This window comes from Glutamicibacter sp. V16R2B1, assembly GCF_005774635.1.
Taxonomy (GTDB): Bacteria; Actinomycetota; Actinomycetes; order Actinomycetales; family Micrococcaceae; genus Glutamicibacter; species Glutamicibacter creatinolyticus.
The window spans coordinates 50,018-65,438 of record NZ_VATX01000003.1 but is presented as its reverse complement, the minus strand read 5'-3'; the positions used below and the strand labels follow the sequence as shown (position 1 = coordinate 65,438).

The following is a 15,421-nucleotide window of genomic DNA, read 5'->3' as shown; positions in this document are numbered from 1 at the left end:
AACGCTGGCCTACGCTGCAGTCCGCGGTTGCGTAGGCTTCGCACTGGGAGTCAAACCCCGGAGCACTACCTTGTAAGCGCGGTCCAACTCTAGGAGTTTGTATGGCACTGGATGCCGCAGTCAAGCAGGAAATCATCAAGGCTTACGCCACCCACGAAGGCGACACCGGTTCGCCCGAGGTGCAGATCGCTGTGATGTCGCGCCGGATCTCGGACCTGACCGAGCACCTGAAGCAGCACAAGCACGATCACCACACCCGCCGTGGCCTGATGGCTCTGGTCGGTCGTCGTCGTCGTATGCTCGGCTACCTGAAGAACACCAACATCGAGCGCTACCGCTCGCTGATTGAGCGTCTGGGTCTGCGTAAGTAGTCCCCCTCGCAAATTTGAAATCCCCGGCGCTGCCGTGGGCAAGTCGACGAAAGTCGGATGAGCTCATTGCGGTGTCGGGGATTTCTGTATCCTTGATGACTTGGCAAACCACGGTAGAGGCAACCGTGTTTTGGAATGTATGTTGTTAGCTGCGCCTTCTTGTGATCCCACCTCTGATATGACCAGAATGTAGAACCTCACCCCTGCGGATCCCAAGGACAAGCAATGAGCGAACCAGTCCCAGAACAAGGACAATCCGAGGTGCCGGTCTGGCCGAAGTTCATTTTGCCTGTGCTGACGGTACTCGAAGATGGAAGTATCGTGCACCGCCGGGATCTGATTCACCGATCCATTGAAGCAGCTGGCCTCTCAAAATCTGCCCGAGAAGAGACCCTCAACTCCGGTGGTTTGCGTGCCGAACAGCGACTGGGCTGGGCCTTCAGCCACCTGACCAAGGCCGGATGGATAGAACGGCCAACGCGTGGCAACTACCGGATTACCGAAGCCGGCCGCAGATGGGCAGCAGAGCATCCCAATGGATTGGACTCACTCTCGGAAGCCAACAAGATCTTCGAACCATTTTGGCCCCAGGGAAAGAAAACGGCCCTGCCCAAGGATGAAGCCGTCTTGGTACAGGTAGTGGATGATCCCATCGAACAGATCGAATTCGGGATTAACAGAATCACCAAAGATGTGGGGGAACACCTGCTGACGCGCTTACGCGACAGCCACCCCGATTTCTTTGAAGAGGCCGTCGTCAAGCTGTTGCTGGCCATGAGCTATGGAGGGGCCGAGCAGCGTGGGCGACGTATAGGCGGTACCGGTGACGGGGGAGTCGATGGCGTCATTGACCAGGACGCCTTGGGCCTGGAACGAATCTACGTCCAGGCAAAGCGGTACAAGGAAGGCAACAGCGTCGGGCGCGAAACAATCCAGGCATTCATTGGTGCACTGCACGGATTTGGCGCGAGCCGCGGAGTCTTCATCACCACCAGCACATTTACCCAGCACGCTCGTGACTACGCATCCGGGATCCAGTCGCGGGTCATCCTGATCGACGGGAAGAGACTGGTTTCCTTGATGATCAAGTACCGGGTCGGTGTTCAAGTAAAGCAGACATACGACGTCGTTGAAGTGGACGAGGATTTCTTCGACTAGCAGGGCTGAGGCACAGAGCTAACTTCCACCCTGCCGCGGGGACAGCAGAGGAAAGCATCGGGCCGACGCTCAGCGTTCGCTAAAGCGAGCCAAGCTGGTTATCGTAGTTTGCACGTACTTCCACGGCTGGACCGGTGGTTTTCCTGCACGCCAGGCTCCAGCCAGCAACGAAGGGTTGAATCCATGCCGGAAACTGCAATGTTCGGAATGTCTTCTCGTCTCAAGGTCTTCGTTGCGGTCTGCTTGGCTACCGGTTCGATCTTTACCGGAGCGAACGGACTGACCATCGTCCCCCTGTTGGCAGCGGCGGCGATGCTGGCCGTGGGGATTGCGGCCACGTCGGAATCCGGGCGGGATGCTCAACTTGTCGTCCCTGTCCTAGGGATTATGGCCAGTACTTTCTCCGTCATGGGCACCGCGTTTGTTCTGACCTCGAACTCGATACTTCCCTTTGGCGCCACCGCTGTCATCGCCGCTGTTCCGGTTCTCGCATGGATTTCTCTTGGCCTGACAATGGGCAGGCCTGGGGCCACCGCCACCGCATAAACCTGGCAACCGTCAGCAGACAGCTCGAAGCGCGCAAACCGGTCGGCCCCTGCGCACAGGGCGATGCAGAACCGGAATGAGCCTTCGGCTTTGGAATTCCTGCCCGGTTTCTTGGACTGCGGCGGGGTACTGTTTCCTACCTTATGTTGCGTACGGCAATCTGGCGCTGCTCCTGGGTGGGGTACGCTCAAAGTTGACGATGACTGTGGAGGTCAATGCGATGAGCGCAGCACTAACCACCGAATCCATCCGGTCGCAGCCGTTGAACAAGATTTCTGTTTTTGCATTCGTCATCGCACTTCTAAGCGTTTTCGCCCTTTGGTTCTTCGACCTGGCAACCGTGGCGATCTTCGCCGTCGGTGCAGGCCACGTGGCCCTGCATCAGCTGAAGACCACCCCGGGCAGGGGAGTGCTGCTGGCCCGCTCCGCACTTTTTATCGGGTACACGGTTGCGGCGATATCGCTGATTTCCTTCCTGATGATGCTTCCGGTCATCATTCAGCGCCTCACGCTCTAGACGCTGCCTTGTCACCGAAACCCCTTCAACAGGACGTGAAAGAATAGCGGCATGGGCGCCTCGAAAGCCGAAGGGCACAAACTCCAAAGCATCGTGCTGATCCGCCGGGTACGCGACCGGATCGACCGGGAGTATGCCCAGCCACTGAACCTTGAGGCGTTGGCGCGCGACGCGCATATCTCCAGCGGCCACCTGAGCCGGGAGTTCCGGCGCATCTATGGGGAGTCCCCATACTCGTATTTGATGACCCGGCGAATCGAACGTGCGATGACCCTGCTGCGCCGCGGAGATGTCAGCGTCACCGACGCCTGCTTCATGGTGGGCTTTTCCTCATTGGGGACATTTAGCACCCGCTTCACCGAGCTGGTAGGAGTCGCGCCCAGCGTGTACCGGCATGAGCATTCGCCCAGCAGCCCGGGGATCCCTCCCTGCCAGTCACGGCAGGTCACCAGACCGGTCAGGAATCAAGAAGCCGCCGCGAAATAGCGCTGGTAGCTTTTAGGCATGGACATCAAAATCAACTACGCATTCCTGCCGCACACCGACGGCGAAGCCGCCCTGGGGTTCTACCGCGATGCCCTGGGATTCGAGGTCCGCAAGGATGTCGGATACCAGGACATGCGCTGGATTACGGTTGGTCCGGTGGGCCAGCCGGAAACCTCCATCGTGCTGCATCCGCCGGCAGTGGACCCGGGTATCAACGAGGAAGAACGCGCCACCATCCTTCAGCTGATCGCCAAGGGCGCCTATACGGCGCTGACCCTTTCCAGCGATGACCTTGATGGGCTGTTTTCACGGCTCGAGGCCGCGGGCGCCGACGTGGTTCAGGAGCCCATGGATCAGGATTATGGGGTGCGGGACTGCGCCTTCCGTGATCCGGCAGGCAACCTCATCCGCATCAACCAGGCGTAGGCGCCCCAGCGTCACCGAAAGCCGCCGAACTTCGACAAGGAACCAAAATGCCGCTTCGCCTGGATATGGTTCGGCTCAGATCCTCCGACCCTGTGGCCAGCCACTCCTTTTACCGCCAAGCCTTCGCGCTCAATGACGCCAATGCCACTGATGCCGCCGATACACCGCTGAATATCCACGGTAAGGGTCAGCTGCACATTGTCCCGGGGGAGGGAACACCCCCGGCAAGCCCGGCCTTTGACGGGTATGTCCTCGGTGTCATTCTCCAGCAGCCCACTGATGTGGACCAGCTGCTGGGCGCGGCGCACCAGCAGGGGGCGCGGATGATCAAACCGGCCAAGAAACAGTTCTTCGGGGACTACTCCGCCTCCTTCCACGCCCCGCAGGGAGCGATCTGGAAAGTCTCCGCGGCCACCAAGAAGAACTCCGCCACCGGGCAGGCCTCGCCCAAGCCGAATGAGCTGCTGGTCCTGTTGGGGGTTGAGCAGCCCCAGCAGACCGCCACCTTCTACCAGCAGCTGGGAATGCTTACCCGCCACGATTACGGGGACAAGTTCATTGACTTCCAGCTCACCGAGGGCGGTTTCCGGCTGGGGCTGCTGCCGCGCAAGGGGCTGGCCAAGGACGTCGGGGTCAACGACGAGGGCAAGGGCCATAACGGTGCCCTGACCCTCTGCCATCATGCGGCGTCCCGGGACGCACTGCAGGCACTGCTGGATACGGCACGAGCCGCGGGAGCCGGGAACGTTCTGGAACCGCACCAGCAGGACGGCCAATGGCATGCCGGCTTTACCGACCCGGCCGGGTACGGCTGGAAGCTCACCAGCCCGGTGTAGGCAAACCCGCCGGAACACAAAAGTGGCGGCGACTGCGTCCCGATGAGGGAGGAGTCGCCGCCACTGACATGCTGCCGCTTGCTAGGCGGCCACGCTCTCGGCCTGCGCCGGGAACAGGGCCGCGCCGATGGCGACCGCCTCACTGCCCAGCTCGCTGGGCAGGATCTGCACCGGATGCCCGGAAATGGGCGGGATCTCCTCCAGTGTGGCGCCGATAACCGGTTCCAGCAGATCCCAGGAACGGGCCAGCCCGCCACCGATCACGAAGGCGGACAGATCCAGCAGCCCGGAAACCACCAGGGCCGCCTGGGCCAGCCCCTCGCCGGCCTCCTGGAAAATTTGCTGCGCCGCGCCATCGCCCTGCCGGGCGGCCTGGGCCACCTGCTGGGCGGTCAGCGGAGAACCGGTCATCTCGTAGTAGCGTGCCGCCACCGAGCGGCCCGAGGCCAGGGTTTCCAGGTGGCCGAGCCGGCCACAGGTGCACAGGCGCTCGCCGAAGCCGGGAATGTGCCCGATTTCCGCGGCCGCGCCGTGCTCCCCGGTGAACAGCCGCCCGCCGAGCACCAGTCCGCCGCCGACCCCGGTGCCCAGCGTGATGCCGAAGAAGTTGGGGTGCCCGTACCCGGCCCCGTAGAACTGTTCGGCCAGCACGAATGCGGCCACGTCGTTGCCGATGCTCACCGGCATGGACAGCGCCCGCTGCAGGTTGGCCCCCAGATGGTAGCCCTGCCAGCCGCTAAACGAGTCGCTGGCCACCCTGACCACGCCGTGCGCGTCAATCACCCCGGCGGCACCGACCCCGGCACTGATCGGGGTGGCCCCGGACTGGGCGATTGCCTCGACACTGACCCGGCGCACGGCCTGCACCATGGCGTCCCCGCCCTCGGAGGCCGGGGAGGGGGTGGCACACTTGGCCAGCACCTGGCCGGCCGGATCCAGCATCACCGCCGAGATCCCGGTGCCGCCGATGTCTATTCCTAGTCGTGCCTTCAACTATTTCCCTTCACTTCCAAGTGCGAGCAGTTCCCGGCGGGCCTGGCGGCGCAGCGCCTGGGCTTCTGGATCCGGGGAGGGGACCGAGGCCAGCAGCTGCCGGGTGTAGTCCTGCTGCGGGTCGGTGAGCACCCGGGCCGCCGGACCGGACTCCAGGACCTGGCCCTGACGCATCACGCTGACCGAGTCGCACACCGAATGCACCACCGCCAGGTCGTGGCTGATGAACAGGCAGCCGAAGCCGTGCTCCTGCTGCAGCTCCAGCAGCAGGGTGAGCACCTCGTCCTGCACCGAGACGTCCAGGGCGCTGGTCGGCTCGTCGGCGATCAGCAGCTTCGGGGCCAGGGCCAGCGCCCGGGCCAGGCCGATGCGCTGGCGCTGCCCACCGGAGAGCTCATGCGGGTAGCGCAGCGCCGTGTCCTTGGGCAGGCGGACCGCGTCAATCAGTTCGGCGACCCGGCGCTCGCGGAAGCCGCGGCCGGGGTCGGCCAGCTCCTTGCGGTGCATGATCATCGGCTCGGCAATCGAATCGCCCAGGGTCATGCGCGGGTCCAGGGAGCCGCCCGGGTCCTGGAAGATGATGCCCAGCCGGGAGCGCAGCCGGCGCAGCGCCCGGCGGGACAGGCCGGAGATGTCCTGGCCGAACAGTTCCACCCTGCCGGAGCTCAACGGCACCAGCCCGAGCGGGACCCGGCCCAGGGTGGACTTGCCCGAACCGGACTCGCCCACCAGCCCGACGATCTGGTTCTGGTGGATCACCAGCTCGGCGTGGTCCACCGCCCGGATCTTGCGGGTGCCGGAGGTGAAGTCCACGCAGACCTCACCCATCACCAGGATTTCCTCCCCGGCCGCGCGGCGTGGTGCCTCCTGGGCGTCGGGCACGGTCTGGGCGCTGACTTCCCGCTGCTCAAGCTGCATCTGCGGCAGCTTGGGCACCGCGGCCAGCAGCGCCTGGGTGTAGGGATCGGTGGGGGTGCGCAGCACCTCGAACGCCGGTCCGCTTTCCACCACGAGCCCGGACTTCATCACCACCACCCGGTCGGCCAGGTCGGCCACGACCCCCATGTTGTGGGTGATCAGCACCAGGGCGGTGTTGGTTTCGCGCACCAGCTGGCGCAACAGCTCCAGGATCTCGGCCTGCACCGTCACATCCAGTGCCGTGGTCGGTTCGTCGGCGATGATCACCGCCGGGTTGCAGGCCAGGGCGATGGCGATGACCACGCGTTGGCGCTGGCCGCCGGAGAGCTGGTGTGGATAGTTGCGGGCCTTGCCGACCGGGTCGGGGATGCCGACCTTCTCCAGCAGGCTCACCGCCCGCTCGTGGGCCTGGGCCTTGCTGGCCTCGGTGTGGTTCAGGATCGCCTCGGCGATCTGCGCACCGATTTTCATGGACGGGTTCAGGGCGGTCATCGGCTCCTGGAAGACCATGGAGACCACGTTGCCGCGCAACGTGTCCATCATCGAGTCCGGGCTGCCCAGCACCTGGTGCCCGGCGACCTGCAGGGAACCGCGGGTGCGGGCGGTGCTGGGCAGCAGGCCCAGCGCCGCCAGGGAGGTGATGGTCTTGCCGGAGCCGGATTCACCGACCACCGCCAGCACCTCGCCGCGGTTGACCTCGAAGCTGACCCCGCGCACCGCGTTGACGGTGCGGTTCTTGGTCACGAAGTCCACTTCCAGGTCCGACACCTGCAGCGCCACCTCGGCCGGCTCGGCCGCGCGGCGCGCCCGCCGGGTGGATTCGGGGGTAGGGTTCTGGTTCACTGCTGACCTCGCACATCAAACATGTCGCGCAACCCATCACCGATGAAGTTGAACGCACAAACTACAAGAACAATGGCGATGCCCGCCGGGAAGATCAGCCACCAGGCCCCGGAGTAGACCGAGGAGATGCCCTCGCTGAGCATCGCGCCCCAGTCGGTGGCCGGCGGCTGCAGGCCCATGCCCAGGAAGGAGATGTAGGCGATCAGCAGGATCGCGTCAGCCACCTGGAAGGTCGCGTTGACCACGACGGTGCCGATGGTGTTCGGGATGATGTGGCGCACCACGGCGCGGGTGTTGCTGCCGCCGGTGGCCTTCACCGCCAGCACGTAGTCCCGGGTCTTCAGGCTCAGGGCCTCGGCACGGGTCAGGCGCGCGGGCACCAGCCAGGAGACCAGGCCGATGATCAGCACCATCATGGACTCACTGGGGCGCACGATCGCGGAGATCACCAGCAGCAGGAAGATGCCGGGCACCGCGATGCCCGCATCTACGATGCGCATCATCACCGCGTCCACCCAGCCCCCGGCGTAGCCGGCGATTGAACCCCACAGGGTGCCGATCACGGTGGCCAGCACGCCGGCGGCAAGCCCCACCAGGATGGAGGTCTGCCCGGCGACCATCAGCCGGCCGAGCACGTCATAGCCCAGCCCGTCGGTGCCCAGCACGTGCCCCTGCTCCCCGGGGGTGAGGTTGGAGGCCATCAGGTTCGTGGAGACCTGTTCGGTGGGGTACAACAGTGGTCCCAGGAAGCTGAAGAGCACCAGGGCCACCAGGATGGCGGTGCCCAGCACCGCGAGCTTGTTGGAGAAGAACTGGCGCACCGCGCGCCTGGTCGGGCTCATCGCCGCCTCGGAGCTGCGCGCCGGGGTGGCCGGGGCCGTCGGGTTCTTGGTTGTCTCACTCATTTGACGCCTCCACGGGAACGCGGATCGAGGATGAACTGGGTGATGTCGGCCAGCAGCGAGCCGATCACGGTGGCCAGGGAGATCACCAGGATGCAGCCCAGCAGCACCGGGAAGTCGGTGGTCTGTGCCGCATTCCAGAACAGCAGGCCCATGCCCGGGTAGTTGAACAGCTGCTCCACCACCAGCGCCCCGCCGAACATCACCGGCAGGTAGTAGCCGAGCATGGTCACCACCGGGGTCAGCGAGTTGCGCAGCACGTGGCGGGCCACGACCCGCTTCATCGCGGTGCCCTTGGCCCGGGCGGTGCGCACGTAGTCCTCGTGCAGGTTGTCAATGGTGGAGGAGCGCATGTAGCGGGAGAAGGTGGCCACCCCGGCCAGCCCGCTGGTGAGCACCGGCAGCACCATTTCCTTGGGCTGGGCCAGGATTTCGCCCACGGTGTTGCCCTGCGGGGCGCTGGCCGGAAGGATGCCCAGCAGCTGGGCGAAGAACATGATCAGCAGCAGGCCCAGAAAGAAGCTGGGGGTGGAGTAGACCACGAAGTTGATGCCGGTGATGATGTAGTCAAAGGGCTTGTTGCGGCGCAGCGCCTGGGCCATCCCCAGCGGGATGGAGACCAGCAGGGCCCCGCCCACGGCGGCGATCGCCAGGATCAGGGTCTTGGGCAGGCGCTGGGCGATCAGCGAGGAGACGTCCTCGTTCATCACGAACGAGCGGCCCAGGTCCCCGGTCAGCCACTGGCTGACGTAGTTGAAGTACTGCTGGATCAGCGGCAGGTCGAAGCCCATCTCATGGTTGAAGGCCTCGATCTGGGCGGGCGTGGCCGCCTGGCCCAGAATGCCGCGGGCCGGGCCCCCGGGCAGTGCCTGCAGCAGCAGGAAGACGATGACCGACACAATGGCGATCACCACCGCGGCCTGCACCAGGCGTTTGATCATGAACAGCCCGAAGAGGCGGATATTCGAATTATCCCGGACGGCGGTAGTCGTCATCGGCGATAGTCCTTTCAAAAGTTGTGTGCCTGCCCGCGGCCCGGCCCCGCGCAACGGCGCCGGGCCACGGACACACCGCAGGTATTACTTGTTCCAGCCCCAGCGCTGCGGGAAGAAGTTCCCGGTCGGGTCCTGGGTGGTGCCGGTCATGCCGTCGCGGATCACCGAGACCTGGTAGACCGGGTTGGGCAGCCACATCACCGGCAGGTCCTCGGCCAGCAGCGCCGAGTAGTCCTGCATGATCTGCGGGTCGTTGCTCTCCAGCGCCTTGGTCATCAGCTCATCGGCCTTCGGGTTGGAGTAGTTGCCGAAGTTCACCGAGGCGCCGGTGGCGAAGATGCGCTCCCCGGTCGGGTAGGCCGGGAAGTACCAGGAGCCGGCGGCACCGAAGTAGGAGAACTGCCAGTTGCAGTCCGAGGAGTCGGCCTCACACGGCACGGTGCGGTTGAGCACCGAGTTCAGCGGCGCGCGGTCGAAGCTCACCGCGACCCCGGCCTCACGGAAGGAGGACTGGATGGCGGCGAACTGCTTGTCCGCCTCCTCCGAACCGTTTTGCACCATCATGGTCAGCTCCATCTTGGTGCCTTCCTTGATGCCCTCGCCGCAGTCCGAGTCCCCGGTGCCGGCCGACTCGCAGACCAGGATGCCGTCGCTGCCGGCCTTCCAGCCGTGGTCGGCGAACAGCTGCTTGGCCTTTTCGATGTCGTACGGGTAGGGGTTGTTCTTCTGGGTGTCGGAAAGGTAGTGGGACTCGATGTCCTGCGGCACCGGGCCATAGACCGGGTTGGCCCCGCCCATCCAGACCTTTTCGGAGATGGTGCTCTGGTCCACCGAGGACTGCAGCGCCTGGCGCACGTAGAGCTGCTTGAAGACATCGCCCATCTTCGGGTTGTTGAAGTTGTAGGGCATGTAGGTGATGGCCCACCCTTCCCAGGGGTCCATGTTGTAGTTGTTCGCCTGGAACTGCTGCTGCTGGTTCAGCAGTGAGGTGGGAATGTAGCCGTAGTCAATGCCCTTGGAGCGCAGCAGGTTCACTTCGGCGTCGGCGGAGGTGAACGGCAGCAGGTTCACGGTCTGGACCTGGGCGGCGTCCTTGCCGTCGTAGTTTTCGTTCTTCTCCAGCGTGACCTTGCCGGAGTTGTCAAAGCCGCCGAGGGTGAACGGGCCGGAGACCACCTTCCACAGCGGGTTCTCCACGTAGTCCGAGATGTTCTCCGATTCCTTCATCAGGAACTTGAAGATCTCCTTGGCGCCCTTCTCGGTGCGGTCCGCGTCCCCGACCTTGCCGTCCTGGCTGGTCTTGGCCCAGGCATGGTGCGGCAACGGGCGCACGGAAGCCAGCTGGCCGGAGTTCAGCCAGTCCTGGTTGTAGACCTTGTCGAAGGTGACGGTGAAGGTCTTCTCGTCGGTGTACTCCACGTCGGTGATGTTGTCCGGCAGACGGCCTTCCTTGTACCCGCCCCACTGTTCCTTGTTCGCCTTGATCAGGTTGAACCAGAATTCCACGTCGCGGGTGGTGATCGGTTCTCCGTCGGACCAGTGCATGTCACGCATGTGGAAGGTGACCTGCTTGCCGTCCTCGGAGTATTCCACCTTGTCGGCGATGCCGGTTTCGGTGTCCATGGCCATTTCGCCCTTGGAGCCGTCGAAGGTGAACATCGGGGACCACAGGGCCTGGTGGATGGAGGAGTTGTGGGTGGCCATCTTGCCGGCCACGCCGATCGGCAGGATCCAGTTTGGCGTGGCGTTCGGCGGCAGGGCGTAGTTCACGGTGTTGGTGTCCACGCCGGCCGGCACGGTCTTGGCCGCGGCATCGCTGTCGCCGTCGGTGGCGGAGTTGGTGTTGCTGTTTGCCCCGCCGCAACCGGTGAGCAGCAGCGCCAGCGCTGCCAGGCCGGCGGTGACGGACTTTTTCATGCGTCTCTGGTCGAAAGCCATGAGTTCCTCGCTAACGGTGTGAGTGGCTGACGATCCGCCGCCAACCTTTATTCAACATCGAACAAAGTATTGATACTTATGATCAAACTATGTGTAGTATAGGTCACGAGAGCTAGGACTTGCACCTGAATCGAAAAAAGTTTTGCGAATCTTGGTAATAGAAAGCGTCGTATGCGCCCAATGAGAGGATGTGTTCATGGCTTCAGGAAACCTGGCGGCGGACATCATCCATCGCATCGCTGTTGAACCAGTCACCCGCTCGGCCCTGGCCCGCGAGTTTGAACTGGCCCCCTCCACGATCTCGGCAAAAGTCAATGAACTGACCGAGGCCGGGCTCATCGTTGAAGGCGGTGCCGCGCTCTCCCGTGGCGGACGCCCCGGCAAGCTGCTGACCTTGCGTTACCAGTCCGGACGCCTTGGGGTGATCTCCATGGGTTCGCGCCACGCGCGGGTTGGGGTGGCGGACATGTCCCGCAAAATCCTGTCCATCCGCGAAGTGCGGATCGATGTCGGTCAGGGCGTGGATGCCACCTTGGACACTCTCTGGGCTGCGCTGAGGCAGGTGGCGGCCGAGGATGGCGGACAGCTGTTGGCGGTGGGCCTGTGTCTGCCCGGACCGGTGGATGTGGAGCGAGGCGTGGTCGTCTCGCCCTCGCGCATGCCCGGCTGGCACAACCAGCCGGTGGCCGAGATGGCCCGGCAAAAAATGGGCATACCGGTGAACATGGACAACGATGCGAACCTCGCGGCGCTGGGGGAGTACCTGACCCGGGGCGATGACGCCGCCGCCAACTCGATCACGCTGATCGCCGGATCCGGCATCGGCTCGGGCATCATGGCCAACGGCGAACTCTTCCGCGGCTCCTCCTACGCCGCCGGGGACATCACGCACACCAAGGTCGAGGCCGCCGGGGACCGGTTGTGCTCCTGCGGCAACCGCGGCTGCCTGGAAACCATTGCCTCCGGCGCGGCCATCGTGCGCGACCTGGCCGCGGTAGGCACCCATGTCGATGACATCCACGACGTGATCCAGCTGGTGCGTGACGGGCACCCGGCCGCCAATGGAGTGGTGCGCGAGGCCGGCCGGCAACTCGGGCTCGCGCTGAGCACCGTAGTGAACTTCTTTAATCCCGGGGACGTCTACCTCACCGGCACCCTGTCCAGCGCCAGCGTCTACGTGGCTGCGGTGCGCTCCCAGCTTTATGAACGCTGCCTGCCCATGGCCACCTCCGGGCTGCGCGTGGAAGCGGCAATGGCCGGGGCACACGCCGGGCTGATTGGCGCCGCGGAGATCGCCTTGATCGAGTTGCTGAGCCAGCCCAGCCTCCCCGCAGAATTTTCAGACCCGCCGGCCTAGCCGGTGGGCGGCGCTCAGGCGCCACGACCCTCCATGAAAGGAAACCGTCTCGTGAACCCAACCCCTGCAGCACTGAAAATCGGCTTCGGCGGCATGTCGATTGAAGCCTCGAACTTCTCCCCGCACCGTTCGGGATTCGAGGCCTTCAACTTCACCCCCGATGACGCGCTGATGGGCCGGTACAGTTTCCTGCAGCCTGAGCACGAGAACTATGACGCCGCCCTGGACGCCGCGTTCACCGCCATCCCGCTGGTCCACGCCCGCTCCCTGCCCGGAGGCATGGTTGAGCCTGAAGTGTATGAGACGCTCAAGCGCGATCTGATCGCCATGATCCACGAGCACGGCCCGTTCGATGGTTTCTTCTTTGACATCCATGGCGCCATGACCGTGCTGGGGCGCCAGGACGCGGAGGCGGACCTGGCCCGCGCCGTGCGCAGCGCCCTGGATGAGGAAAGCCAGAAGGCCGGTACACCGCGCTGCCTGGTTTCGGCCACCATGGACTTGCACGGCAACGTCACCGCCGATCTGGTTGAGCAGTGCGACCTGATCACCTGCTACCGCATGGCCCCGCACGAGGATGAGCAGGAAACCAAGCAGCGCGCCCTGCGCAACCTGGTGGATCGGCTGCAATCCGGTGCCGGGGCACCGCACAAGGCGTTCGTGCGGATCCCGGTGCTGCTGCCCGGGGAGAAGACCTCCACCCGGCTGGAACCGGCCAAGGGCATCTATGCCGCCATCCCGGGCATTGAAGCCCTGGACGGGGTCACCGACGCCTCGATTTGGGTGGGCTACGCCTGGGCCGATGAACCGCGCTGCTACGCCACCGTGGTGGTCACCGGTGATGACGCCGAACTGATCGGGCAGCAGGCCACCGAGCTGGGCAAGCGCTACTGGCAGGCCCGCGCGGACTTCAAGTTCGTGGCCCCGGCCGCCTCCCTGGAGGAATGCCTGGCCGCCGCGCTGGCCGAAGACGCGCCGCGCCCCTACGTGATCTCCGATTCCGGGGACAACCCGACCGCCGGCGGATCCGGGGACGTGACCTGGACGCTGCGCGAACTGCTGGCCGATGAACGGCTCACCGGGCAGGATTCCCCGCGCGTCGTGGTCGCCTCGGTCTTTGATGCCCCGGCCGTGGCCGCGTGCTTCGAGGCCGGGCTGGGTGCCGAGATCAGCCTGGAGGCCGGGGCGCGGGTGGACCACGTGCATTCCGGTCCCGCAGAGCTCATCGGCGTCGTGCACAGCCTTACCGACGGGGATGCCACCAGTGGGCGGGTCGCCGTGGTGCGGGTCGGTGGGGTGCACGCCATCATCACCGAACGGCGCAAGCCCTACCACACCCGTTCCGACTTCGCCGCCGCCGGGCTGCAGGCCACCGACTTTGACCTCGTCGTGGTCAAGATCGGCTACCTGGAACCGGAACTGTTCGACCTGGCTGAAGGATGGATGCTCGCACTGACCCCCGGCGGCGTGGACCAGGACCTGCTGCGCCTGGGCCACCGAAAGATCGAGCGTCCCATGTTCCCGTTCGACCAGGACATGGAAGACCCGGACCTTGGCGCCCAGCTGTTCGCAGCCCGCCCGCACGGAGCCTAGCCATGCCCGTACTGGAAATCGCGGTCCAGGACGCTGCCGGTGCCCGCATCGCCTGCAGTGAGGGGGCCGAGCGGGTGGAGCTGTGCTCGGCACTGTCCACCGGAGGGCTGACCCCCTCGGTGGGGATCCTGCGCACCACCATCGAGGTGGGCCTGCCGGTTCACGTGCTGATCCGTCCCAGGCCCGGCGGATACGTCTACGATGTCACCGAGGTTGAGGCAATGGTCGCGGACATCGTCTGCAGCATGGAGCTTGGCGCGCAGGGCGTGGTGATCGGAGCACTGGACGGTGCAGAGAGCGCCTTGGACCTGCCGGTGCTCGGCCAGCTGGCCACCGCCGCACGCAGCGTGAACCCGGATGCCGAAATCACCGTGCACCGCTGTGTGGACGTCTTGCTGGAGCGCGGCATCGAACCGCAGCGGATCATCCGGGATCTCGTCGAGCTCGGCGCCACCCGGGTACTGACCTCCGGGGGAGCGACGCGTTCCATCGACGGCGTGGACACGTTGACCCAGCTTCACCAATTGGCAGAAGGGCGCGTGCAGATCCAGGCTGGCGGGGGAGTACGCATTGGCGACATTCCCAGATTGCGCCATTTGGATGGGGTCCACCTCTCCGCCCGGCACAGCGTCAACGGGGGAGCGGCCGGTCCCGGCGGCGGCAGCGGGCACATCGATGCCACCAGCGCTGAGCTGGTGCACCAGGTCCGGGTAGCCCTGGACGCGTCATAAAGTCCTGCCCCAATGTTCCGCACGCGGACCTAGCCTGGGCGCTTGGGCAGCGCTGCTGACCGAAGGAGCGCCAGAGCGCCAGCTCCGCTTCGCGCTGGCGTGCCGTGAACGTTTTCGGCCTGGTTCGTGGCTGTGCAGCCCGGTATTCACCGGTGGGATGATCTTTCCCTGGTGAATACCGGGTTTTGCGCTTTTCCAAGGAGTCATCCTGGTGGGGGAGCCGTGACCGTGCAGGAGGGCCGCGGCAACGAGGTCTGTCTAACTTGTGTGTATCAAAAACACTCCACGTCATGCTGCTACCTTTTTGTCCACAAGATCGGGTAACGTCTCGTTTGTCACTAGCCCCCAAGAAAGTGAGAGAAACATGAAGGCGCTTTTCGATCTCGACTTCCGCCGGTTCGTCACCCCGACCATCATCAAGATCGTCTACATCCTGATCATGGTGATGCTGGGTATCGGTTACCTCGTGGCCGTGTTCAGCAGCTTCCAGGCCAGCACCGGCTTCGGCATCTTCACGCTGTTGATCCTCGGACCGCTCTTCGTCCTGCTCTACCTGGTCCTGGCCCGCGCCAGCCTTGAATCGCTGCTGGCCGCGATTCGCACCGCGGAGAACACCGCGGAACTGGTGCGTCTGGCTGGCGGCCACGCCCCGGGCACTGATCCGCAGTTCCCGGCCGGGCCGCAGTCCCCGGCGGGCCCGTCGGCTCCGACCAACCCGCAGATGCCGAACACGCCCCAGCCCGGAAGCGGACCGGCAGCCCCGACCAACCCGTACCAGCAGTAGGTCCTGGACCTTCAGCCGGAACTGCAA

The 15,421-nt window shown here is 64.8% G+C and carries 16 protein-coding genes; 11 read left to right on the top strand and 5 right to left on the bottom strand.

Features of this window, described 5'->3' with window-relative positions; translation table 11 throughout:
- Positions 1–101 precede the first annotated feature (101 nt).
- From rpsO to FDN03_RS01130, 7 genes are all read left to right on the top strand, one after another.
- Positions 102–371, top strand: a complete 270-nt coding sequence (gene rpsO / locus FDN03_RS01160; RefSeq protein WP_054820746.1) for a 30S ribosomal protein S15 — start codon at positions 102–104, stop codon at positions 369–371.
- 225 nt (positions 372–596) lie between these two features.
- Positions 597–1,529: a restriction endonuclease gene (locus tag FDN03_RS01155; protein ID WP_138173292.1), complete on the top strand. Its 933-nt coding sequence runs from the start codon at positions 597–599 to the stop codon at positions 1,527–1,529.
- A 183-nt stretch (positions 1,530–1,712) separates the two neighbouring features.
- On the top strand, positions 1,713–2,075 hold the full coding sequence (locus FDN03_RS01150) for a hypothetical protein (protein ID WP_249354162.1): 363 nt from the start codon (positions 1,713–1,715) through the stop codon (positions 2,073–2,075).
- Positions 2,076–2,295: 220 nt separating this feature from the next.
- Entirely contained in the window at positions 2,296–2,592 is a 297-nt protein-coding gene (locus FDN03_RS01145; RefSeq protein WP_138173290.1) for a hypothetical protein, read from the top strand.
- A gap of 51 nt (positions 2,593–2,643) precedes the next feature.
- Complete coding sequence (locus FDN03_RS01140; protein ID WP_138173288.1) at positions 2,644–3,078, top strand: helix-turn-helix transcriptional regulator; 435 nt, start codon at positions 2,644–2,646, stop codon at positions 3,076–3,078.
- 18 nt (positions 3,079–3,096) lie between these two features.
- Complete coding sequence (locus FDN03_RS01135; protein ID WP_138173286.1) at positions 3,097–3,504, top strand: VOC family protein; 408 nt, start codon at positions 3,097–3,099, stop codon at positions 3,502–3,504.
- Positions 3,505–3,551: 47 nt separating this feature from the next.
- Positions 3,552–4,340 (top strand): VOC family protein, encoded by a 789-nt coding sequence (locus FDN03_RS01130; RefSeq protein ID WP_138173284.1) that lies wholly within the window; start codon positions 3,552–3,554, stop codon positions 4,338–4,340.
- 81 nt (positions 4,341–4,421) lie between these two features.
- Here FDN03_RS01130 and FDN03_RS01125 read toward each other — a convergent pair whose 3' ends face one another.
- The 5 genes from FDN03_RS01125 to FDN03_RS01105 all read right to left on the bottom strand — a co-directional run bounded on the left by FDN03_RS01125 (position 4,422) and on the right by FDN03_RS01105 (position 10,929).
- Positions 4,422–5,333, bottom strand: a complete 912-nt coding sequence (locus FDN03_RS01125) for an ROK family protein (RefSeq protein WP_212743848.1) — start codon at positions 5,331–5,333, stop codon at positions 4,422–4,424.
- Positions 5,334–7,094, bottom strand: a complete 1,761-nt coding sequence (locus FDN03_RS01120; RefSeq protein ID WP_171021083.1) for an ABC transporter ATP-binding protein — start codon at positions 7,092–7,094, stop codon at positions 5,334–5,336.
- The gene (locus FDN03_RS01115; RefSeq protein ID WP_138173282.1) at positions 7,091–7,999 is read right to left on the bottom strand and encodes an ABC transporter permease; all 909 of its coding nucleotides are present in this window, start codon (positions 7,997–7,999) and stop codon (positions 7,091–7,093) included. The genes FDN03_RS01120 and FDN03_RS01115 overlap by 4 nt, the downstream gene beginning before the upstream one ends.
- Positions 7,996–8,991, bottom strand: a complete 996-nt coding sequence (locus FDN03_RS01110) for an ABC transporter permease (RefSeq protein WP_138173280.1) — start codon at positions 8,989–8,991, stop codon at positions 7,996–7,998. The genes FDN03_RS01115 and FDN03_RS01110 overlap by 4 nt, the downstream gene beginning before the upstream one ends.
- 84 nt (positions 8,992–9,075) lie before the next feature.
- On the bottom strand, positions 9,076–10,929 hold the full coding sequence (locus FDN03_RS01105) for a peptide ABC transporter substrate-binding protein (RefSeq protein WP_138173278.1): 1,854 nt from the start codon (positions 10,927–10,929) through the stop codon (positions 9,076–9,078).
- Positions 10,930–11,125: 196 nt separating this feature from the next.
- On the opposite strand from FDN03_RS01105, the gene FDN03_RS01100 reads away from it, so the two are divergent.
- The 4 genes from FDN03_RS01100 to FDN03_RS01085 all read left to right on the top strand — a co-directional run bounded on the left by FDN03_RS01100 (position 11,126) and on the right by FDN03_RS01085 (position 15,394).
- The gene (locus tag FDN03_RS01100; protein WP_138173276.1) at positions 11,126–12,286 is read left to right on the top strand and encodes an ROK family transcriptional regulator; all 1,161 of its coding nucleotides are present in this window, start codon (positions 11,126–11,128) and stop codon (positions 12,284–12,286) included.
- Between the two features lie 51 nt (positions 12,287–12,337).
- Positions 12,338–13,879, top strand: coding sequence for a M81 family metallopeptidase (locus FDN03_RS01095; protein WP_283205471.1), 1,542 nt, complete (start codon positions 12,338–12,340; stop codon positions 13,877–13,879).
- Between the two features lie 2 nt (positions 13,880–13,881).
- The gene (locus FDN03_RS01090; RefSeq protein ID WP_138173272.1) at positions 13,882–14,610 is read left to right on the top strand and encodes a copper homeostasis protein CutC; all 729 of its coding nucleotides are present in this window, start codon (positions 13,882–13,884) and stop codon (positions 14,608–14,610) included.
- Between the two features lie 364 nt (positions 14,611–14,974).
- Positions 14,975–15,394: a DUF4282 domain-containing protein gene (locus tag FDN03_RS01085; protein WP_138173270.1), complete on the top strand. Its 420-nt coding sequence runs from the start codon at positions 14,975–14,977 to the stop codon at positions 15,392–15,394.
- The last annotated feature ends 27 nt before the right edge of the window (positions 15,395–15,421 follow it).

Excerpts from the sequence above, each read along its gene's own strand:
- FDN03_RS01155 (WP_138173292.1), top strand. The coding sequence starts at position 597 with ATGAGCGAACCAGTCCCAGAACAAGGACAATCCGAGGTGCCGGTCTGG.
- FDN03_RS01090 (WP_138173272.1), top strand. The coding sequence starts at position 13,882 with ATGCCCGTACTGGAAATCGCGGTCCAGGACGCTGCCGGTGCCCGCATC.
- FDN03_RS01145 (WP_138173290.1), top strand. The coding sequence starts at position 2,296 with ATGAGCGCAGCACTAACCACCGAATCCATCCGGTCGCAGCCGTTGAAC.
- FDN03_RS01135 (WP_138173286.1), top strand. The coding sequence starts at position 3,097 with ATGGACATCAAAATCAACTACGCATTCCTGCCGCACACCGACGGCGAA.
- FDN03_RS01085 (WP_138173270.1), top strand. The coding sequence starts at position 14,975 with ATGAAGGCGCTTTTCGATCTCGACTTCCGCCGGTTCGTCACCCCGACC.
- FDN03_RS01150 (WP_249354162.1), top strand. The coding sequence starts at position 1,713 with ATGCCGGAAACTGCAATGTTCGGAATGTCTTCTCGTCTCAAGGTCTTC.
- FDN03_RS01105 (WP_138173278.1), bottom strand. The coding sequence starts at position 10,929 with ATGGCTTTCGACCAGAGACGCATGAAAAAGTCCGTCACCGCCGGCCTG.
- rpsO (WP_054820746.1), top strand. The coding sequence starts at position 102 with ATGGCACTGGATGCCGCAGTCAAGCAGGAAATCATCAAGGCTTACGCC.
- FDN03_RS01130 (WP_138173284.1), top strand. The coding sequence starts at position 3,552 with ATGCCGCTTCGCCTGGATATGGTTCGGCTCAGATCCTCCGACCCTGTG.
- FDN03_RS01110 (WP_138173280.1), bottom strand. The coding sequence starts at position 8,991 with ATGACGACTACCGCCGTCCGGGATAATTCGAATATCCGCCTCTTCGGG.
- FDN03_RS01140 (WP_138173288.1), top strand. The coding sequence starts at position 2,644 with ATGGGCGCCTCGAAAGCCGAAGGGCACAAACTCCAAAGCATCGTGCTG.
- FDN03_RS01115 (WP_138173282.1), bottom strand. The coding sequence starts at position 7,999 with ATGAGTGAGACAACCAAGAACCCGACGGCCCCGGCCACCCCGGCGCGC.
- FDN03_RS01100 (WP_138173276.1), top strand. The coding sequence starts at position 11,126 with ATGGCTTCAGGAAACCTGGCGGCGGACATCATCCATCGCATCGCTGTT.